The organism is Vreelandella sp. H-I2, assembly GCF_052959335.1.
This window is the reverse complement of the sequence record NZ_JBRAMC010000004.1, coordinates 502,438-520,913: the sequence shown is the minus strand read 5'-3', so window position 1 is coordinate 520,913 and position 18,476 is coordinate 502,438. Positions and strand designations below refer to the sequence as shown.

Here is an 18,476-nt window from a genome sequence, read left to right as displayed (position 1 = left end):
TTTTTTGATGATAGTTTCTATTGAAACTATATGTCCAGGAGGAGATGATCTTGCTGGGCAAGGTTAGTGTGAATTCCGCATTAAATAGCTTAAAATTCAGTAGAATAGTTCATTTTATACTTAAGTTGTAAGTATCATGGTTCAAAATTAGTTGCATTAGAAATTAATATGGGTGCAGGCTATATGCCAAGAAAGCAAAAAGAGTGTTTAAAAGAAGAGTTCTTAATGGAAAGCAGGCTGGAGCCGATGATGTCCGAAGATAAGAGAGAGGCTCGCGCTAAGGGCGATAAAGGAGCTAGGGCTGAACTCGATCTGGATCAATTCTTACCTTATCAATTGAGTAGCCTTTCAGACCGCATCAGTGAAGAACTATCGCGGCTCTATCAGCAGCGCTTTTCACTCAATGTCGCCCAGTGGCGGGTCCTGGTCTGGCTTAGCCATAAGGATGTACTCAATGCAAAAGAGATTTGTGAAACCACTCGCATGGATAAGGCTCGTGTGTCTAGGGCAGTGCAGGCATTAGTCGACCGTAACCTAGTGGGTCGTACGCAGTCACAACGAGATCAACGCCTACATGATTTGCGACTAACCGAGAGTGGAGAAGCGCTGCTAGTGGAACTGGTTCCCTTGGCTCAGACATGGGAGGCCGGTTTAGTGTCCTCACTGACAGCCGCTGAGTACCGCGACCTATTACATATCATGCGTAAGCTGGAGCGCCAGCTTGAGAGGCTGGCTTGAAATGTGAAAAATTCTTATTTAAAGCAGGTTATAAATATATTAACCACTGTCTGCGTAACGTAAAGTTTTTTGTTTTTGTACTCTAGTCAGATGATATAAACGAGGAATTTGTTTTAAAAAAGTATATAAAATACAAAGGTTTTTTAGAAATTAATACTTAAGTTGTAGATAAAAATAAGCGTTTAGATATTGCTTGTAGAGCTGCATTGCAGGCATTGTGTCACTTAATGCGTTCCTTTTTTCTTGTTTTTTTACAAATTTGTGTATCGATTTTATAAGGCGATTCAAGCGCCACATGAAACACCAAAAATAAGTACGATTAGCAACCCCAAACGGGAATCTCCTTCTCTATATAACAATAGCAAACAGCTCGTCACTCACCGTGACGGCGGAGGTAAGAAAATGAGCATAATGAATAAAACCAAGCAAACCCTTTTGTTAGGGGCTGTGGCGGCTGCCACTATAAGTACGACTGCCTTGGCTCAGACCACAATTACCGTTAGTACATGGGCAGGCCCCAACCATGGTATTAACACAATGGTGTGGCCGACCTGGAAAGGCTGGATTGAAGAAGCCACTGACGGACGAGTGACCGTTGAAGTCGTGCACGATCTTGGGCCACCTGCTTCACAAATGGCAATGGTCGCCGATGGCATCGCGGATGCCACATGGGTGTTTCATGGCTATAACGCAGGTCGTTTTCTCGCCACTCAATTGCCTGAGTTCCCTACCTTTGAGGACTTCTCTTCGGAGAATGCGTCTGCCGCTTACTGGCGTACTCACCAGGAGCACTTAGCGCAAGCTAATGAGCATCGCGGTGTTGATGTCGTAGCTGCCGGGGTGCACGGGCCGGGGTGGATTTTTAGTAGTGAGCATTATGAAACGCTTGCTGACCTCGAAGGTGAGCGCATCCGTGTGGGCGGTGGGGTGATGGGAGATCTTTCTAACGCCCTAAACCTGACCGGCGTAGCTTTGCCTCCAACTGGGGTCTATGAGGCTGGCTCACAAGGCGTTATTGATGGCGCCATGCTGGTGCCAGAAGGCCTTAGAAGCTTTCGTGTAGCCGAGATATTTCCTCATACTTTGACGGTTGATGGGGGCTTCTATCGTGGAAGCTTCACCATTGTGGTCAATCCGATGATCTGGGATGAAATGTCCGCAGAGGACCGTGCCGCTGTGGAAGAGGTCTCCGGTGAGCGCTTGTCACGCTTGTTCGGTTACATGATGGATGTTTCTGATGAGCGGGGTGTCGAGTTCGCTAAAGAGCAGGGGCACACGTTTACTGCTCTTGGCGATGATGATCTTGAGACACTGCGCGGCATCAGCAGTAACTTAGTTGAAACGTGGTCCGAGCAAGTCAGTGAGCGCGGTGTAGACGCTGAATCAGCCCTAAAATATTTCCACCAACAGCTCGGAGAAGCTGCGACGCAGGAAAGTGTGGCATCCCAGGTACCACAATCATAATTACTCTTCGCCAAGTGGAGGGCGACGATGCAGACCCTGACGATTCGCTGGTCAAATGTCGGTAGGGTCATGCAGCTTGGGTTAGAGGGGGTGGCGGGAGCTACCCTCTTTGCCTTGATGCTGCTGACTACTGCTGATGTAGCAGGCCGTTATTTTTTTAATCTTCCTATCCTGGGAACTGTCGAGTTGACTCAGCAAATGCTGGCCGCTGTTGTGTTTCTTTCGCTGCCAGTAGCTTGCTGGCGTGAAGAACACGTTAGTGTTGATCTCCTTGATGCAATCTACCCGGCTCGCTGGATATGGCTGCGCCAGATGATCGTCAATCTAGTCATCACTATGACTTTATGGGTGATCGCTGGTCGGGTTTGGGCTTTAGGCGTTCGTGCTTTCGAGTGGGGTGATGTCACTGAGTTCCTGCGGATACCGAATGGTTACCTCATCTATTTAATCTCCATTATGCTTTTCCTATCTGCTCTACTCACATTGTGTCGTGCACTGAGTTATCTGCTGGAGGGCATGGGCGTAATCAAGTGTGGTGGTCCCGTGAGTCAGGGAGAAAAGAATGATTGAAGCACTGTATGGGTTTGCCGCCCTATTAGTATTGGTCTTCCTGCGTGTGCCGTTAGCATTTGCTATGGGGATTGTGGGTTTTGTCGGTTTTTATTACCTGACTGGCAACTGGAATGCGGCCGAAGCTATGGCGTCACGCCGGGTGGTAGACACTGCGATGGACTACGGTTTATCGGTAATCCCGCTGTTTATCTTGATGGGTAACTTAGTGTCACACGCGGGACTATCGGATGCACTATTCCGAGCGTCCAATGGTTTTCTTGGTCATCGCAAGGGTGGGCAGGCTATGGCGACCATCGTTGCTTGTGGTGGCTTTAGTGCTATCTGTGGGTCGAGTTTGGCTACTTGTGCCACGATGGGGCGTGTGGCCATGCCACAGATGCGCAAGTATGGTTATAAGGATTCACTGGCTGCGGCATCTATTGCTGCGGGCGGTACCCTGGGGATACTTATTCCTCCCAGCGTGATGCTGGTGATCTACGGTATCATTACCGAAACCAGCATCCGTGAGCTATTTGCAGCCGGCTTCATTCCCGGCATGCTGGGTATAGTGATGTATCTTGGTGCGGTTAAGTGGGTTCTATGGCGTGACCCCAGTGCTGGTCCAGCGGCCGAAAAAGTACCTTGGAGTGAGCGCTTTTCTGCCTTAAAAAATGTGGGTAGTACCCTAGCGCTGTTCATTTTGGTTATCGGCGGCATCTATTTAGGTATATTCACCCCAACTGAAGCGGCAGGTATTGGCGCAATGGGTGCCTTTGTCATTGCGCTGCTCAAGCGTGCCTTGACTCCGGCCATGCTCATGAATGTTCTTATGGACACTGTGCGTACTACAGCGATGCTGTTTGCGGTAGTGTTAACGGCATTAATCTTTGCTAATTTTATCAACCGAGCGGGGCTGCCCAATGATCTTCTAGGGTTGGTCAATGGGCTAAGCGTGGCACCCTTCGTGGTTATTCTCGTCATCCTGGCAATTTACGTCCTGCTAGGGTGTGTATTCGAAAGCATGTCGATGATGTTGCTTACCGTGCCGGTGTTCTTTCCGGTAGTGGCGGGGCTAGGTTATGACCTAGTGTGGTTTGGCATACTGGTAGTAATCGTGATTGAGATTAGTTTGATTACACCGCCAGTGGGGATGAATGTATTTGTGCTTAGGGCGGTACTGCCTGATGTTAGTACCGGCACAATTTTCCGGGGTGTAACGCCTTTCTGGGTGGCTGGCACGCTACGTGCTGTGCTCGTGCTGATATTCCCAGGCATCGTGCTGTTTTTGCCGCAACTGCTTTATTAGTCTTTAGTAATTAGGGTCTGAATTAATGCCCCTCTCAGGGGGCATTTCAGCTGCTTCATCTTTCTTGTACGATCGTTTCTTAACTCGAAGGAGCTATTATTTTTCTACTGAGTTGTGAGAACACCACGCTTAATTTGATCTTCCTCGATGGATTCAAAAAGGGCTTTAAAGTTACCCTCACCAAAGCCGTCATCACCTTTACGCTGAATAAATTCAAAGAAAATCGGCCCGATAACCGTTTTTGAAAAGATCTGTAAAAGAATCCGAGTCTCACCTCCTCCAATAACGCCTTCGCCATCAATTAGGATGCCGCGGTTTTGGAGCTTATCTAATGGCTCTTGGTGTCCTCTAACTCGCTTAGTCGATTTTTCATAATAAATATCAGGAGGGCCAGGCATAAAATTAAGCCCTTCCGCAGCAAGAGCATCGGTACTTGAATAGATGTCATCTGTTGCAATAGCAATATGTTGAATACCCTCACCTTTATATTCGCGTAGATACTCCTCAATTTGGCTGTGCTCATCCGCACTTTCATTAATAGGAATGCGGATCTTACCATCGGGTGAGGTAAGGGCACGGCTGGTTAAACCGGTCATTTTACCACTAATATCAAAATAGCGAATTTCGCGGAAGTTAAAAGTGTCATGATAAAATTTGTACCAAGTATCCATGTTGCCGCGTACAACATTGTGTGTCAGGTGATCAAGATAATAAAACCCAAAACCTTGTGGCTTCGGGTTTGCCTCTCCTAGCCACTCAAACTCTTTGGAGTAGCAACTTTCTTCTTCTCCGTAGGTATCTACGAAGTAGAGGAGGGACCCACCAATACCGATCACTGCTGGTACGGCAATTGACTTAACGCCAGTGTACTCTTCGGCACCCAGTTCTACGGCTCGTTTGAGGGCGTGTTGAGCATCGACCACCCGCCATGCCATCGCGGGCGCACAGGGCCCGTGTGCATCAATGAACGCTGATGCGTGCGAATTAGGCTCACTATTAAGGAGGTAGTTAATATCGCCCTGCCTGTAAACGGTGATCGACTTGCTGCGATGTTTGGCGACGGGGGTAAACCCCATTTGCCGAAACAGGGCGTCCAGTTTTTGTGGCTCGGGGTGGGCGAATTCGACAAACTCGAAACCATCGGTACCTGCTGGGTTTGCAGCACTGATTTGCGCTTTTGGCGCGCTATGCGGAAAGGGTCCCATCTCTGTCTCCTTTTTTGATGTTGTAAATTGACACTCATCAGTATATGTAAGAGGAGGCGAAATTGGGTTGCAAAGGTGTATGTGAAACGGCTGATAATGCACAAATCGTGCATGTTGAGGAGGGAGGATGCACGGAATAACACTTGATCGATACGATCTTGCAATTTTGGCGGTGCTGCAAAAAAACTCGGCACTTACTAACGCCGAGTTAGGAGAGCAGGTTAATTTATCCTCTTCGCAGTGTTCCCGGCGAAAGGCTCGGCTGGAAGCAGAAGGTGTTATAAAAGGCTATGCTGCTAAACTTAACGCTGAGTGTTTAGGATTTGGTTTAAGGGCTATTACTCGCGTTAACCTCAAGGCACACAGTGAAAGCATGGATGAGAGTTTCGTGGCTCTTTTGTCGAAGCACACCGTGGTGCGTGAGGCCTACTCGGTGTCAGGGGACGCTGACTATGTGCTACATATTACGACGAAGGGACTGTCAGAGTTTTCTGACTTTATTCATCACTATTTACTACCACATCCCAATGTTACCCAAGTGCGTTCAGAAATAATTCTAAGAAGTATGAAGGAAGAGCAGGGGTTGCCAATTGGTTAGCAAATAAAAGCACAATGAGCGGTCGCCTTCATTGGGTAAGCCGCTCTTTGTTCTTTTGCATAAGCTCGGTAGTGTAAATCGGTATATGCCTCAGTGATCGTAGTTTAAAGTGACACTTTTCGTTAGAGGAAAACACTGGCAGCTTAATACCATACCCGCTTCGATCTCGTAGTCCTCAAGGGCAAAATTGGCGTCCATTTCTACCTCACCTTCTTCGACCTTGGCTAGGCAAGTGGAACAAACGCCAGCCTTGCATGAGAAAGGGATATCGGCACCGTGTTCATTACCCGCGTCTAAAATGCTCTTGGTATTACGGGGCAAATCATACTCAATAGTACGGCCATCAATGATTACCTTAATATGTGAGGTTTCCGCTTCAACGTGCTCGACACCTTTTTCCTGCCGACGCTTGGCGCCTGCAGTCGGCAACCCGGTAGTGAAAAGCTCAAAATGCACCTTATCCTTTGGCAATCCATGCTTGGTAAGGACATCCCGAACTGTCTCTGTCATTTCCTGTGGGCCGCAAAGGAACGCGGCATCCAGCTTGGGTACCTCTACCCAGCGATCAAATAGAGCGTTACATTTATCAGCATCAATGCGTCCGTTATAAAGATCGATTTCTTGCTGTTCGCGGCTAAATACGTAAATGATATTGAGACGCTCTAGATAGCGATCCTTGAGGTCCTGCAAGCGTTCACGAAACAGCGTGCCGGTGGTTGAGCGGTTGCCATAGATGACTGTGAAACGGCTTTTCGGTTCGGTTTCTAACGTGGTAGAAACAATCGACATGATAGGGGTAACACCACTGCCTGCAGTCACCGCCAGATAATGTCCTTCGCGACTGGGGTCGAGAGGTACAAAGAACTTGCCCTGCGGCGGCATTACTTCCAGTGAGTCGCCAGGTTTCAATGCATGGTTGGCAAAAGTAGAAAAGCTACCGCCAGGCACTAGCTTGACGGCAACTCTTAACTCATGTTCATGGATGCCAGTGCAGATTGAGTAAGAGCGACGAGTCTCCTCGCCTTCTATTTCGCGACGAATCGTCAGGTATTGCCCTTGGGTGAAGCGAAAGGCGTCTAGCAAGTTGTCAGGTATGTTGAATGCAATGGAAACGGCATCATGGGTTTCCTGGCGAACATCTTTGACGGTCAAGGCGTGAAATCGGCTCATGGGAAATGGTCTCGTCAATCGTTATGTGCTTCACAGGCACTTGAAGTAGTCGAAGGGTTCTAGGCAGTCGCGACAGCGGTAGAGCGCCTTGCAAGCCGTGGAACCAAATTCACTGACGCGTTCGGTTGCTTCGCTGCCACATAAGGGACAAGGAACTATTGGGTCGGATTGTCCAATCAAGCTGCGTTTGCTCGCGCTTCCCACTGGTGGAGCGATGCCGTAGGCACGCAGTTTTTCGCGTCCAGCCTCGGTCAACCAATCGGTTGTCCAGGCGGGTGATAGGCGACGTTGGAGTAATGGGTCAGGATACCCAGCTGCCACCAGGGCTTCATGGATCTGCTTTTCAATGACTTCGGTGGCGGGGCAGCCAGAATAGGTTGGAGTGACGCTCACCTTTAATTGCCCATTGACCCAGGCGATATCGCGAACGATACCCAGCTCCACCACGCTAACGACCGGAACCTCGGGATCCAGCACTTCCTGTAATACGGCCAGGACTGCTTCGATATCGCCTTCGTCACCCGCTCGCGGCAGACCGCTGCGGTCGCTGCCGATCAGGTCACTAGAAGGCCAATCATCAAGCGGTTTCATTGGGGGGTTACCAGACAGTAGCATCAGGATACGTCCTTGGCAGATATTGCATCTCCGCCAATAAAAAACCCAAGTGCTCGGTGTGATGACCGACTTTACCGCCGGTATACATCCAAGCGTCGTAAGAGGGCCGCACCAAGGTGGCTTCCTCAAGGGTCTCCTCCACGGTCGCCTTCCAGCGGGTGACGAGGATGTCAGGGTCAGGCGCGATGCCGGCCCCAAACAGGGTCTGGTCAACATCGTCGAACTGCACCAGTTCGCCGGTAAAGCGCCATAGACTATCTAGGGCACGCTGCATACGAGCATGGCTTTCCTCGGTGCCGTCGCCCAGGCGAATGACCCATGCAGACGAGCGGCGCAGATGATACGTCGCTTCTTTGAGTGATTTGGCGGCCACTTCGGCGACGCGGGGGTCGCTGGACTGGGTCAGGCCATCAAGTACGTGAACGTGCCACGCATCGAACAGAAACTGACGGCCAATGATATCGGCGAAGTCGCCATTGGGCTGCTCGACGATCAAAAGGTTACGAAAATCCTGTGCATCACGTCGGAATGCCAAATGGTCGGCATCGATCTTGACCTGGCTGCCATTGCCTTCCAGTTCGGAGGCCATCAGTTCAGCAGCGTAGCCCAGCCAGTTGCGCGCTTGACCGAAGAGGTCGAGACCTACGTTCATTAACGCTAGCTCTTCTTCCAGCGCTGGGGCCTTGCCGCATAGTTGAGCGCTGCGCTGGCCGAGCACCAACGCGCTGTCACCAAGGCGAAGCAGGTAGGTGGTTAATGGTGCCTGTGTTTGTTGAGCTACGTTATGCATCACCATCTCCATTACATGTGGCCGACTTCTTTCGGCAATTTGTAGAAAGAGGCGTGGCGATAGACTTTGTCATTGGATGGATCGAACAGCGGTTCCTTCTCGTCGGGCGAAGAGGCGGTGATTTCACTGGCCGGGACGATCCAGATGCTCACCCCTTCATTACGGCGTGTGTAAAGCTCGCGGGCATTCTCAATTGCCATACGGCGGTCGGCGGCATGCACGCTGCCGACATGCTTATGATTTAAGCCGTGCTTGCTACGCACGAAAACCTCAAAGAGGGGCCAGTCAGCCATGGGAAAACCTCGGTAGTCAGAGGAGCCCCGCGCTGAGGAGCTCCATGTTTTTTTCAAAAAATCGTGTTTTCAAAAGTCGGCTTTTAAAAAGTTGGATCGTGCTTTTAACCAACCATCATTAAACTGAGTTGCCGACCGATTCAGGCGGCTCGGCGTTGACGCTTAGCTGCGTGAGCCACGGCGGCTTCACGTACCCAAGCACCGTTATCAATAGCGCTGCGACGTGCTTCGATGCGCTCGCGGTTGCAGGGGCCGTTACCCTTCACTACATCGAAGAATTCCTGCCAGTCGATTTCACCGAATTCGTAGTGGCCTGTCTCTTGGTTATATTTGAGATCGGGATCCGGCGCGGTGCATCCCAGTAGTTCAAGCTGGGGTACCGTCTGATCAAGAAAGCGCTGACGCAGCTCATCGTTACTGTGGCGCTTAATCTTCCAGGCCATCGATTGAGCGCTGTTAGGAGAGCTGTCGTCAGATGGCCCAAACATCATTAATGCTGGCCACCAGAAACGGTTAATGGAGTCCTGCACCATGGCTTTCTGCTCATCGGTACCTTCTTGCATCAAGGTCAGCAAAATTTCATAACCCTGGCGCTGATGAAAGCTCTCTTCCTTGCACACGCGAATCATTGCGCGGGAATAAGGGCCGTAAGAAGTTCTCTGGAGTGGCACTTGGTTGACGATAGCAGCGCCATCAACAAGCCAGCCAACTGTGCCCATATCAGCCCAGTTCAGTGTGGGGTAGTTAAAAATACTGGAATACTTGGCCCTTCCATCGTGGAGTTTGTCGATCTCTTCATCGCGATCGGCGCCGAGGGTTTCCATCGCGCTATAGAGATACAAGCCATGGCCTGCTTCATCCTGGATCTTGGCCATCAGTTGCAGCTTGCGCTTGAGGGTCGGCGCGCGCGTCAGCCAGTTGCCTTCCGGCAGCATACCGACAATCTCGGAGTGAGCGTGCTGGGATATCTGACGGATCAATGTTTTGCGATAGGCATCCGGCATCCAGTTCTTGGGTTCTATCTTGATTTCATCATTAATGCGCTCCTGGAACTCGCGCTCATCAGGGCTCATTTCATCAAGTGTCTTAAGTTTGCTGGTGCCAGTTTCAACGAGCTGCGCGTACATAGAGACCTCCGCGGCGTCGGTATGTCAGGAATGTGGCTTTATCTTATCCAAAGTATAACGACACAAAATATTTTATCAACATCTATTTTTTGTGTCACTTTTATACTTTGTGATAGGGATGAAGGCTTGAATAGGCCATTTATAAAGGAAGGTATTGAAATGAGAAATGATTCTGAATACTTTTGTTATCCAGGAGCTATTGGCTATTCAGGCATAAAAAAGCCCCCGAAGGGGCTTTGTCGCTGAACGCGTCTCATCAATTGTCTGAGGAATTGAATCAGCGCAGATCCTTGACACGTCTGGCCTTGCCCATCGAGCGCATGACACCTTCTACTTCACAAACTTCGATCCGAGTGCTGATGCCGATATAGGTCTTGATGGCATGCTGGAGCTGTTTCGCAGCCTGATCGCAGGCCACGGGGTCGCGGGCGATGTCATGATGACTTGCCTCGACACGCACCAACACCATATCCATGTTGCCTTGACGGCTGACTTCGATCTCGTAATGTGGAGAGAGTGACTCGATCTTAAGCAGTTGCTCTTCGATCTGGGTGGGGAATACATTGACGCCGCGGATGATCAGCATGTCGTCGCTACGACCAGTAATCTTGTCAATACGCCGCATAGGACGCGCAGTGCCTGGTAGTAAGCGAGTAAGGTCGCGGGTGCGGTAGCGAATAACCGGTAGGCCCTCTTTGGTCAGGGTTGTGAACACCAGTTCGCCGTATTCGCCGTCGGGTAGAACGTCGCCACTTATTGGGTCAACAATTTCGGGATAGAAGTGATCTTCCCAGATGGTTGGACCGTCTTTCGTTTCCAGGCATTCCATACCTACACCGGGCCCCATGACTTCCGACAAGCCATAGATATCCAATGCATCGATACCCAAGCGCTTCTCAAGGGCGGTACGCATACTGTCGGTCCAGGGTTCGGCACCGAAGATGCCGGTACGCAAGGGTAGCGTGTGCGGGTCGATGCCTTGGCGTTCCATTTCGTCAGCAATGTTGAGCATATAAGAGGGGGTGACCATGATGATGTCCGGCTCAAAATCACGGATCAACTGAACCTGCTTCTCAGTCTGACCACCAGACATGGGGATTACCGCGCAGCCCAGGCGCTCGGCACCGTAATGCGCGCCCAATCCACCGGTGAACAGGCCGTAGCCATAGGCCACATGAACTTTGTCGTTGCGGCTGCCGCCAGCGGCACGTATCGAGCGCGCCATTACATCGGACCACACATCAATATCTTTTTGGGTGTAGCCCACTACTGTCGGTTGCCCGGTGGTGCCACTGGAGGCATGGATTCGAACAATCTCGCTCATCGGTGTAGCGAACATGCCATAGGGGTAATTATCGCGAAGGTCGGCCTTTGTAGTAAAAGGCAGCTTCGCAAGGTCAGTCAGCGTCTGGATGTCGTCGGGATGCACTCCAGCCTTGTCGAAGGATTGGCGGTAGAAGGGCACGTTTTCGTAGGCGTGCTTCAGGCTCCACTTCAGGCGCTTGACCTGAGTGGTGCGCAGCTCGTCGACGCTGGCAGTTTCCATGGGATCGAGAGTCGCGGTGTCGATACGCGTTGCGGACTGATTCATCAGGGGGCTCCGGTCAAGCAAGTTATTATTGGGCTGACGTCTATATGTGACATGCTCTAAGCAATGGGCTTATAAGCGCTCAATGATCAGAGCAATGCCCTGGCCGACGCCGATGCACATGGTGCATAGCGCAAAGCGTCCTTGCCGGCGTTCAAGTTCATGTAAGGCTGTGGTGACCAGTCGAGCGCCACTCATGCCCAGTGGGTGACCCAAGGCGATGGCACCGCCATTGGGATTGACGTGTTCGGCATCATCGTCAAGGCCCAGGTCGCGCATTACCGCCAAGGCCTGGGCGGCAAAAGCTTCATTGAGCTCGATAACATCCATCTGGTCGAGCGTAAGTCCGGTTTGAGCAAGTACCTTACGGGTGGCTGGTGATGGCCCAAACCCCATAATGCGTGGTTCCACACCGGCAGTAGCCATACCCACCACACGAGCGCGGGCCTTGAGACCAAAGCGCTCGGCTTGCTCGGGAGAAGCCATCAGCAGCGCACAGGCCCCATCGTTGACCCCCGAAGCATTACCCGCCGTGACACTGCCACCCTCACGGAAGGGGGTGGGCAGCTTGGCGAGTTGTTCGGCGGTGGTGGAGGCGCGTGGATGTTCATCGGTCTCCACCACCAGCGGGTCTTGTTTGCGCCGAGGGATTTTGACCGGAACGATTTCCTCGGCCAGGCGGCCGGTTTCTGTGGCGGCGGCGGTGCGTTGCTGGCTGCGTAGCGCGAAGGCGTCTTGATCTTCACGAGAAATACCGAACTGCTCAGCCACGTTCTCGGCGGTTTCGGGCATGGAATGCACCCCGAACTGAGTTTTCATGGCGTGGTTGATGAAGCGCCAGCCGATTGTGGTGTCGAAGATATCGGCCTGGCGCGAGAAGGCTTGCTCAGCCTTGCCCATGACGAAAGGTGCGCGTGACATCGATTCCACGCCGCCAGCGATCATCAGTCCTGCTTCTCCAGTTTTGAGAGCGCGGGCGGCATTGCCTATCGCATCCATACCGGAGCCGCATAGGCGGTTGATGGTGCTACCGGGCACGTCGACGGGAAGCCCAGCGAGCAAGGCAGACATGCGGGCTACGTTACGGTTGTCTTCCCCGGCCTGGTTAGCACAGCCGTAAAAGATATCGTCGATCGCTGACCAATCGACGCTAGGGTTGCGCTCCATCAGGGTACGCATGGGAACAGCGCCCAGATCATCGGCGCGTATGCTTGAAAGTGCGCCGCCGTAGCGACCGATTGGGGTCCGAATGGCATCAATTATCAAGGCGTCTTTCATGCGTTATCTCCAGCAGCAGTCTCTTCTAGGCGGCGTACGCTGCCGCGAATTTTGTAAGAACGCCCACGGAACAAGGCGATGGTATCGCCATGCTGGTTGCGTATTGTGATGTCATAAATACCGGTGCGTCCGCGGCGGCTGCGCTCTTCGGCGGTGGCGGTGAGTTCGTCGCCCAGTTGGCCGGGGCCGAGATAGTCGATACTGCATCCGGCGGCCACCGTGGCCTCGTCATAACTGTTGCAGGCAAATGCAAAGGCGGAGTCGGCAAAGGTAAAAAGAAACCCGCCATGGCAGTTGCCATGCCCCTGGACCATGTCCTGACGCACGGTCATGGTCAGTTCGGCGAAGCCGGGGGCCATACGCGTAATGCGCATGCCCAACCCTTGGCTGGCATGGTCGCGGGAAAACATCGCCTCGGCACAGGCTTCCGCCAGTTGTTGCGGTGACAGTGGGGAATCACTCATGAAAGCTTTCCTCGCTCAGGGCTTTGCGACGCAGCAAAAAAGAAGCACGATAACGCTCCTCGCCGTAGCTCTGCTGCAGGTGCATGAGGGTACGGTGAACGAAGGGCAGGCCCAGTGAATCTGCCCAGGCCAGGGGGCCGCGGGGGTAATTAACGCCAGCCTGCATGGCCAGGTCGCCATCCTGGACGCTGCACACGCCTTGCAAGACGGCGTCGGCGGCTTCATTGGCGAGCATTGCCACTGTGCGTAACACCACCAGCCCTGGGGTATCGGTCAGCCAGACGACGTCCATTCCCAGACGCTGGAAGAAGGCGGTGGCCAGTTGGCGGGCCTCGGACGAGGTGGCGTGGCTGGCAGAGAGCGCGATGGCACTGGCGCTGCGGTAGTCCAAACACAAGTCGAACAACACCAGCGCTTCGAGCCCTTCGTTGACCGCGCGTTCGGCAGCGCAACGCCCGTCGCTGAGGGCCAGGGCCAGGTCACCCAGGCGCAGGCGGGTCGTACCATCCTTCTGCAGCGACTCCCGGCGAACGATATCAAGCCCGGTTTCCTGGGCGCGCTCCAGCAGCGGGGCGATCACCCCTGGTTCGCCCTGTACCACCAGTGGCGGTAATTCAACTTGTGCTGGCGGCGCGATGTTGGGCTGAGGCTTGGCGGCGCCTTCTCGCTGCTCTTCGTGCTGTTCTTCTCTATAGTCGAAGAAGCCTTGACCAGACTTGCGTCCCAGGCGCCCAGCTTCGACCAGAGCCTGTTGCACTAGGGAGGGCTTGAAACGGGGATCGCCGTAATAGGCATCGAACACTGAGCGAGTCACGGCGTAATTGATGTCATGGCCGATCAGGTCCATCAGCTCGAAAGGTCCCATGCGAAACCCGCCAGCCTGACGCAGCAGTGTATCTAGTGTTGCGGCATCGCTGGCGCCTTCCTGCAATAGGCGCAGCCCTTCGGCATAGAAAGGCCGCGCCACGCGGTTAACGATGAAGCCTGGGGTGGAGCTGGCATGTACCGCGACTTTGCCCCAGGCGTTGGCGGTGGCGTAAAGGGTCTCGGCGACCTCGGCGGTGGTTGCCAGGCCGGACACCACTTCGACCAGCTTCATCACCGGTGCGGGGTTGAAAAAGTGCAGCCCCGCCATACGTTCGGGGTGTTCGAGGTTTGCCGCAATTGAAGTGATCGACAGCGACGAGGTGTTGCTGACGAGCAAGGTGTCGGGCGAGCACAACGCTTCGAGCTGAGAGAACACTTGGCGCTTGATGTCGAGGTTCTCGACGATAGCCTCAATAATCAAACGGCTGTTGGCCAAGGCATCAATGGTATCGGCAGGCTGCAGACGAGCAGTGATGCTATTCACATCGTTCTGTCTCATCTTGCCCTTGGCCACACGCCTTTCCAACTGACGGCGAATATTGTCGATACCAGCACTTGCCATGCCCGGCTGATTGTCATGCAGAATTACCGAGTGACCAGCCTGGGCAGCGACCTGAGCGATACCGGCTCCCATGGCGCCAGCACCGATCACGCCAATGACGGCGCTCGTGGGAAGGGCTGACATATCACTCTCCCTTGAAGGTGGGACGACGTTTCTCCATGAAAGCGCTGACGCCTTCGCGGTAATCCTCGGAACGTCCGGCAAGTCGCTGCAGGTCGCGTTCCAGGTCGAGTTGTTCGTCGAAGCTGTTTTCGCTGCTGGCATGCAGGGCGCGCTTAATTAGTGCCAAGCCGCGTGTGGGTTGAGTGGCCAGGTGGCGAGCCATATTCATGGCTTCTTCTTGGAGCGCTTCATCGTTAACGCAGCGCCAGATCATGCCCCACTGCTCGGCAGTCTCGGCGGGCAGCTTGTCGCCCAGCATCGCCAGACCCTTGGCGCGTGCCATGCCCACCAGATGCGGAAGGGTCCAGGTACCGCCGGAATCAGGAATCAAGCCGATTTTGCAGAAGGCCTGAATGAAGCTTGCCGAGCGTGCCGCCAACACGATGTCGCAGGCCAGAGCGATGTTGGCGCCGGCACCAGCCGCCACGCCGTTCACCGCACAGATGGTGGGGAACGGCATGTCTTTAAGGGCGCGCAGCATGGGGTTATAGCGTTTCTCCAGCGACTCGCCGAGGTCGGGGGCTTGCTCGCCGGGCGCCACGCTACGGTCGGAAAGGTCCTGGCCAGCGCAGAAGCCGCGGCCACTGCCGGTCAACAACAGTGCTCGTACGCTTGGGTCCTGTCGCATAGCCTTGAGCGCTTTGCGCATTTCGGCGTGCATCTCGGTATTGAAACTGTTCAGGCTATCGGGGCGGTTCAGTGTGATACAGGCGACGCCATCTTCCACGGTGTAAAGCAGGGGCGCTTGGCTCATGGGTAATATCCTTGTCTCAGTGCCCTTGAAAAGTAGCAGGTCGTTTTTCTTGGAAGGCGCGAATGCCCTCTTCGCGGTCGGCGGTGCCCGCCAGCAAGGTGAACGCATGGCGCTCAAAGCGCAGGCCGGTGGCCAGGTCGGTGTCCATCGCTTTGTGCAGCGATTCCCTCGCCAAGCGCACCGCCAGCGGCGCCTTGGCAGCGATGCGCGTGGCAATGGCCATGGCGCGTTCAAGCGTTAGCTCGGGCTGGGTGATTTCGCTGATCAAGCCGGCTTCGAGCGCTCGGCGAGCGGAAATCGGCTCACCGGTCAGTACCATCTGGGTGGCTAGGGATTTACCCACCGCTCTAAGCAGACGCTGGGTGCCGCCAGCACCAGGCATGATGCCCAGGTTGATTTCCGGCTGGCCGAACTGGGCGCTCTCGCCGGCGATTATAATGTCGGCATGCATGGCAAGTTCGCAGCCACCGCCCAAAGCATAGCCATTGACGGCCGCAATGATCGGTTTGCGAAAACGCGTAATAGCGGCCCAGTGGTGCTGACGAGGGTCTTCCAGCATGCCGACCAGGTCGCGTTCAGCCATTTCCTTGATATCTGCACCGGCGGCGAACGCTTTCGCATTGCCGGTAATCACCACGGCACGAACCTTTTCGTCATTATCAGCGTCGCTCAATGTGTCGGCGAGTTCGGCGAGCAACTGTGTGTTGAGCGCATTCAAAGCGTCGGGACGATTCAGCTTGATGCATAAAACGCCACCCAGGGGAGGGTTGATTATTAAAGTATTCGGCATTTTTTCCTCAGTTAGCCCGTGGTGTACTGGATGGACTATCATCGGAGTATAAGTTTTTTTTGATACGTATCAATACTGTTTTTATAATTTATCGTATCGCTTTTGATTGATGGTGGTTTTTTGTCATTTAAACAATAGGTTGCGCGGTTTTTGGTTGGCTTATGAAAGCATTATACTATGGTATAACTTTTTTATTTTGTAGTGCTGCTGTCCCTGAAAAACAATTTTTTTCAGCGTAATTAATTGATTTATATAGGTAGATGAAAAATGTTGTATTATGGATGTTGCAATTCTTAGTTTGATATTTTGTTACAAGAAATATACTGTTTTTCCATATACAGTATCAAAATATATCAGCCGAGGAGTCACTCGTGAGCCAGCCAGCACAGCAAATGTTTGATCGGCACCGCGACACGCTAAATAAGGCCCTAGAGGCAGTTTCTGTCCGTGGCTTTTGGACGCCCTATCCAGAAAGTATTAAGGAGTATGATAAGCGCCTTGTTGAAGATGCTCCGGCTAAGTTCGAGACTCTCCTCAATCGGCCTTTCGCTTTAAAAGCAGTAGGGGATATACAAAAGGTAGGAGCCGAGGTGTCGCCTTACGGCTTTGAACTTGGTATTACTTATGCTCAACCCACGTCTGAAACTCTGATTGATACCATGCAAAAAGCGATGCCAGCGTGGCGGGATGCCGGTGCTGAAGCACGTGTTGGTGTCTGTTTAGAAATCCTGACACGTCTTAACGCTATGAGTCCAGATATCGCTCAGGCGGTCATGCATACTAGCGGGCAGGGTGCGATGATGGCGTTTCAAGCTGGCGGCCCACATGCCCAAGATCGAGGCCTTGAAGCCGTCACTTACGCATGGCAAGCGATGTCACAGATTCCTACTACTACTAGGTGGGTAAAGCCGCAGGGTAAGCGCGATCCATTAGTGCTAAATAAGCATTATCATATTGTGCCGCGAGGTATTTCCCTGGTGATAGCTTGTTCCACTTTTCCTACATGGAATACCTATCCTGGTCTATTCGCTAGCCTGGCCACAGGCAATCCCGTGATTCTCAAACCGCACCCAGGCGCCATTCTGCCGGTGGCGATGACCGCACGCGTTGCCCAGGAAGTCCTTGAGGAAGCAGGGTTTGACCCTTGCCTAGTCAGTTTGATGCCTGACAGCACTGAGGCGCCAGTAACTAAGTCGCTAGCGCTCGACCCGGCGGTCAAATTGATCGATTTCACCGGCTCCAACGCTTTTGGTGATTGGCTGATACAAAACGCTACCCAGGCCCAGGTATTCGCCGAGAAAGCCGGTATCAACACGGTTATTATTGACAGCGTGGATAACCTCAAGGCGGTCGCGATGAACCTTGCCTTCTCGCTGAGCCTATACTCTGGTCAGATGTGCACAACCAGCCAGGCCATCTATGTTCCCAAAAGCGGTATTGAAACATCAGAAGGTCATTTGAGTTTTGACGATGTTACTGCAGCGCTTTCCAAGGCCATCCAGGAATTTCTGAGTGACAACGACCGCGCCTGTACGGTGCTAGGTGCCATCCAGTCTGCAGCCACCGAAGCTCGGATTGATGAATGTCGCGGGCTGGGCGAAATTCTGCTGGATAGCGAACCACGTGAACATGCCCAGTTTCCCAATGCCCGCATCCATACACCTTTGTTGCTCCAGGTGGATGCAGAGCAGAAGGCTGCCTATAGTGAAGAGCGCTTCGGCCCGATAAGCTTTGTTATCGCTACCGAAGATACCGCGCACAGCATTGACCTGGCGCGTGACGTGATCCGGGAAAAAGGCGCGATAACCTTGGGCGCCTACACTACTGATGAGTCAGTGGCTGAGCAGTTCGAAAAATTGGCTATCGACGTGGCTACGCCACTCTCGCTGAATATGGACGGGGGAGTACTTGTTAATCAGTCGGCCGCTTTCAGTGATTTCCACGCCACTGGCGGTAACCCCGCGGCCAATGCCTCCTTATGCGATCAGGCCTTTGTCTCCAGTCGCTTCTTGGTGGTGCAAAGCCGTCGTCATGTTCAACCCGACTGAGAATAGTCGGTCTTAATAGGAAGTGTTCAATGCCCTGTGTCACTTATCTTTCCAAGAGGGGGATGAAGAAGTGACACAGCATTCTGCACATTACAGAAGAAAATG

At 52.9% G+C, this 18,476-nt stretch carries 18 protein-coding genes; 6 read left to right on the top strand and 12 right to left on the bottom strand.

The annotated features are described in order from the left end of the window. The first annotated feature begins 225 nt into the window (after positions 1 to 225). The 4 genes from ACUVOF_RS13065 (at position 226) to ACUVOF_RS13050 (ending at position 4,060) form a co-directional block, all read left to right on the top strand. Positions 226 to 738: a MarR family winged helix-turn-helix transcriptional regulator gene (locus tag ACUVOF_RS13065; RefSeq protein ID WP_447044813.1), complete on the top strand. Its 513-nt coding sequence runs from the start codon at positions 226 to 228 to the stop codon at positions 736 to 738. A 411-nt stretch (positions 739 to 1,149) separates the two neighbouring features. Beyond that, positions 1,150 to 2,202 carry a TRAP transporter substrate-binding protein gene (locus ACUVOF_RS13060; protein WP_447044812.1) on the top strand — a complete coding sequence of 351 codons (1,053 nt, stop codon included), beginning with the start codon at positions 1,150 to 1,152 and terminating at the stop codon, positions 2,200 to 2,202. Positions 2,203 to 2,229: 27 nt separating this feature from the next. Then, complete coding sequence (locus ACUVOF_RS13055) at positions 2,230 to 2,772, top strand: TRAP transporter small permease (RefSeq protein ID WP_447044773.1); 543 nt, start codon at positions 2,230 to 2,232, stop codon at positions 2,770 to 2,772. After that, positions 2,765 to 4,060, top strand: a complete 1,296-nt coding sequence (locus ACUVOF_RS13050) for a TRAP transporter large permease (RefSeq protein WP_447044772.1) — start codon at positions 2,765 to 2,767, stop codon at positions 4,058 to 4,060. Before ACUVOF_RS13055 ends, ACUVOF_RS13050 begins: the two co-directional genes overlap by 8 nt. 104 nt (positions 4,061 to 4,164) lie before the next feature. On the opposite strand, the gene hppD is transcribed toward ACUVOF_RS13050, so the two are convergent. Next, complete coding sequence (gene hppD, locus ACUVOF_RS13045; RefSeq protein ID WP_447044771.1) at positions 4,165 to 5,265, bottom strand: 4-hydroxyphenylpyruvate dioxygenase; 1,101 nt, start codon at positions 5,263 to 5,265, stop codon at positions 4,165 to 4,167. 127 nt (positions 5,266 to 5,392) lie between these two features. On the opposite strand from hppD, the gene ACUVOF_RS13040 reads away from it, so the two are divergent. Further along, the gene (locus ACUVOF_RS13040) at positions 5,393 to 5,863 is read left to right on the top strand and encodes an Lrp/AsnC family transcriptional regulator (protein ID WP_447044770.1); all 471 of its coding nucleotides are present in this window, start codon (positions 5,393 to 5,395) and stop codon (positions 5,861 to 5,863) included. A 90-nt stretch (positions 5,864 to 5,953) separates the two neighbouring features. Here ACUVOF_RS13040 and paaE read toward each other — a convergent pair whose 3' ends face one another. The 11 genes from paaE to paaF form a co-directional block, all read right to left on the bottom strand. Next, complete coding sequence (paaE, locus tag ACUVOF_RS13035; RefSeq protein WP_447044769.1) at positions 5,954 to 7,033, bottom strand: 1,2-phenylacetyl-CoA epoxidase subunit PaaE; 1,080 nt, start codon at positions 7,031 to 7,033, stop codon at positions 5,954 to 5,956. 30 nt (positions 7,034 to 7,063) lie between these two features. Beyond that, positions 7,064 to 7,624 carry a 1,2-phenylacetyl-CoA epoxidase subunit PaaD gene (paaD, locus tag ACUVOF_RS13030; RefSeq protein ID WP_447044768.1) on the bottom strand — a complete coding sequence of 187 codons (561 nt, stop codon included), beginning with the start codon at positions 7,622 to 7,624 and terminating at the stop codon, positions 7,064 to 7,066. A 7-nt stretch (positions 7,625 to 7,631) separates the two neighbouring features. Then, entirely contained in the window at positions 7,632 to 8,438 is an 807-nt protein-coding gene (paaC, locus tag ACUVOF_RS13025; protein ID WP_447044767.1) for a 1,2-phenylacetyl-CoA epoxidase subunit PaaC, read from the bottom strand. 11 nt (positions 8,439 to 8,449) lie between these two features. Further along, a complete protein-coding gene (gene paaB / locus ACUVOF_RS13020) occupies positions 8,450 to 8,731 on the bottom strand; it encodes a 1,2-phenylacetyl-CoA epoxidase subunit PaaB (protein WP_008957204.1) in 282 nt (93 codons plus the stop codon). 140 nt (positions 8,732 to 8,871) lie between these two features. Then, entirely contained in the window at positions 8,872 to 9,858 is a 987-nt protein-coding gene (gene paaA / locus ACUVOF_RS13015; RefSeq protein ID WP_447044766.1) for a 1,2-phenylacetyl-CoA epoxidase subunit PaaA, read from the bottom strand. A gap of 277 nt (positions 9,859 to 10,135) precedes the next feature. Further along, the gene (gene paaK, locus ACUVOF_RS13010) at positions 10,136 to 11,449 is read right to left on the bottom strand and encodes a phenylacetate--CoA ligase PaaK (protein ID WP_447044765.1); all 1,314 of its coding nucleotides are present in this window, start codon (positions 11,447 to 11,449) and stop codon (positions 10,136 to 10,138) included. Between the two features lie 69 nt (positions 11,450 to 11,518). After that, positions 11,519 to 12,724 carry a 3-oxoadipyl-CoA thiolase gene (gene pcaF / locus ACUVOF_RS13005; protein WP_447044764.1) on the bottom strand — a complete coding sequence of 402 codons (1,206 nt, stop codon included), beginning with the start codon at positions 12,722 to 12,724 and terminating at the stop codon, positions 11,519 to 11,521. Next, complete coding sequence (gene paaI / locus ACUVOF_RS13000) at positions 12,721 to 13,188, bottom strand: hydroxyphenylacetyl-CoA thioesterase PaaI (protein ID WP_447044763.1); 468 nt, start codon at positions 13,186 to 13,188, stop codon at positions 12,721 to 12,723. The genes pcaF and paaI overlap by 4 nt, the downstream gene beginning before the upstream one ends. Beyond that, positions 13,181 to 14,740, bottom strand: a complete 1,560-nt coding sequence (paaH, locus tag ACUVOF_RS12995; protein WP_447044762.1) for a 3-hydroxyacyl-CoA dehydrogenase PaaH — start codon at positions 14,738 to 14,740, stop codon at positions 13,181 to 13,183. Before paaH ends, paaI begins: the two co-directional genes overlap by 8 nt. Before the next feature lies 1 nt (position 14,741). Next, the gene (gene paaG / locus ACUVOF_RS12990) at positions 14,742 to 15,533 is read right to left on the bottom strand and encodes a 2-(1,2-epoxy-1,2-dihydrophenyl)acetyl-CoA isomerase PaaG (protein ID WP_447044761.1); all 792 of its coding nucleotides are present in this window, start codon (positions 15,531 to 15,533) and stop codon (positions 14,742 to 14,744) included. 16 nt (positions 15,534 to 15,549) lie between these two features. Further along, positions 15,550 to 16,323, bottom strand: a complete 774-nt coding sequence (gene paaF, locus ACUVOF_RS12985; RefSeq protein ID WP_447044760.1) for a 2,3-dehydroadipyl-CoA hydratase PaaF — start codon at positions 16,321 to 16,323, stop codon at positions 15,550 to 15,552. Positions 16,324 to 16,694: 371 nt separating this feature from the next. On the opposite strand from paaF, the gene paaN reads away from it, so the two are divergent. Beyond that, positions 16,695 to 18,371 (top strand): phenylacetic acid degradation protein PaaN, encoded by a 1,677-nt coding sequence (gene paaN, locus ACUVOF_RS12980; protein WP_447044759.1) that lies wholly within the window; start codon positions 16,695 to 16,697, stop codon positions 18,369 to 18,371. The last annotated feature ends 105 nt before the right edge of the window (positions 18,372 to 18,476 follow it).

Bases quoted from the DNA above. Each gene is read 5' to 3' on its own strand.
- ACUVOF_RS13065 (WP_447044813.1), top strand. From the start codon at position 226: ATGGAAAGCAGGCTGGAGCCGATGATGTCCGAAGATAAGAGAGAGGCT.
- ACUVOF_RS13060 (WP_447044812.1), top strand. From the start codon at position 1,150: ATGAATAAAACCAAGCAAACCCTTTTGTTAGGGGCTGTGGCGGCTGCC.
- ACUVOF_RS13055 (WP_447044773.1), top strand. From the start codon at position 2,230: ATGCAGACCCTGACGATTCGCTGGTCAAATGTCGGTAGGGTCATGCAG.
- ACUVOF_RS13050 (WP_447044772.1), top strand. From the start codon at position 2,765: ATGATTGAAGCACTGTATGGGTTTGCCGCCCTATTAGTATTGGTCTTC.
- hppD (WP_447044771.1), bottom strand. From the start codon at position 5,265: ATGGGACCCTTTCCGCATAGCGCGCCAAAAGCGCAAATCAGTGCTGCA.
- ACUVOF_RS13040 (WP_447044770.1), top strand. From the start codon at position 5,393: ATGCACGGAATAACACTTGATCGATACGATCTTGCAATTTTGGCGGTG.
- paaE (WP_447044769.1), bottom strand. From the start codon at position 7,033: ATGAGCCGATTTCACGCCTTGACCGTCAAAGATGTTCGCCAGGAAACC.
- paaD (WP_447044768.1), bottom strand. From the start codon at position 7,624: ATGAAACCGCTTGATGATTGGCCTTCTAGTGACCTGATCGGCAGCGAC.
- paaC (WP_447044767.1), bottom strand. From the start codon at position 8,438: ATGCATAACGTAGCTCAACAAACACAGGCACCATTAACCACCTACCTG.
- paaB (WP_008957204.1), bottom strand. From the start codon at position 8,731: ATGGCTGACTGGCCCCTCTTTGAGGTTTTCGTGCGTAGCAAGCACGGC.
- paaA (WP_447044766.1), bottom strand. From the start codon at position 9,858: ATGTACGCGCAGCTCGTTGAAACTGGCACCAGCAAACTTAAGACACTT.
- paaK (WP_447044765.1), bottom strand. From the start codon at position 11,449: ATGAATCAGTCCGCAACGCGTATCGACACCGCGACTCTCGATCCCATG.
- pcaF (WP_447044764.1), bottom strand. From the start codon at position 12,724: ATGAAAGACGCCTTGATAATTGATGCCATTCGGACCCCAATCGGTCGC.
- paaI (WP_447044763.1), bottom strand. From the start codon at position 13,188: ATGAGTGATTCCCCACTGTCACCGCAACAACTGGCGGAAGCCTGTGCC.
- paaH (WP_447044762.1), bottom strand. From the start codon at position 14,740: ATGTCAGCCCTTCCCACGAGCGCCGTCATTGGCGTGATCGGTGCTGGC.
- paaG (WP_447044761.1), bottom strand. From the start codon at position 15,533: ATGAGCCAAGCGCCCCTGCTTTACACCGTGGAAGATGGCGTCGCCTGT.
- paaF (WP_447044760.1), bottom strand. From the start codon at position 16,323: ATGCCGAATACTTTAATAATCAACCCTCCCCTGGGTGGCGTTTTATGC.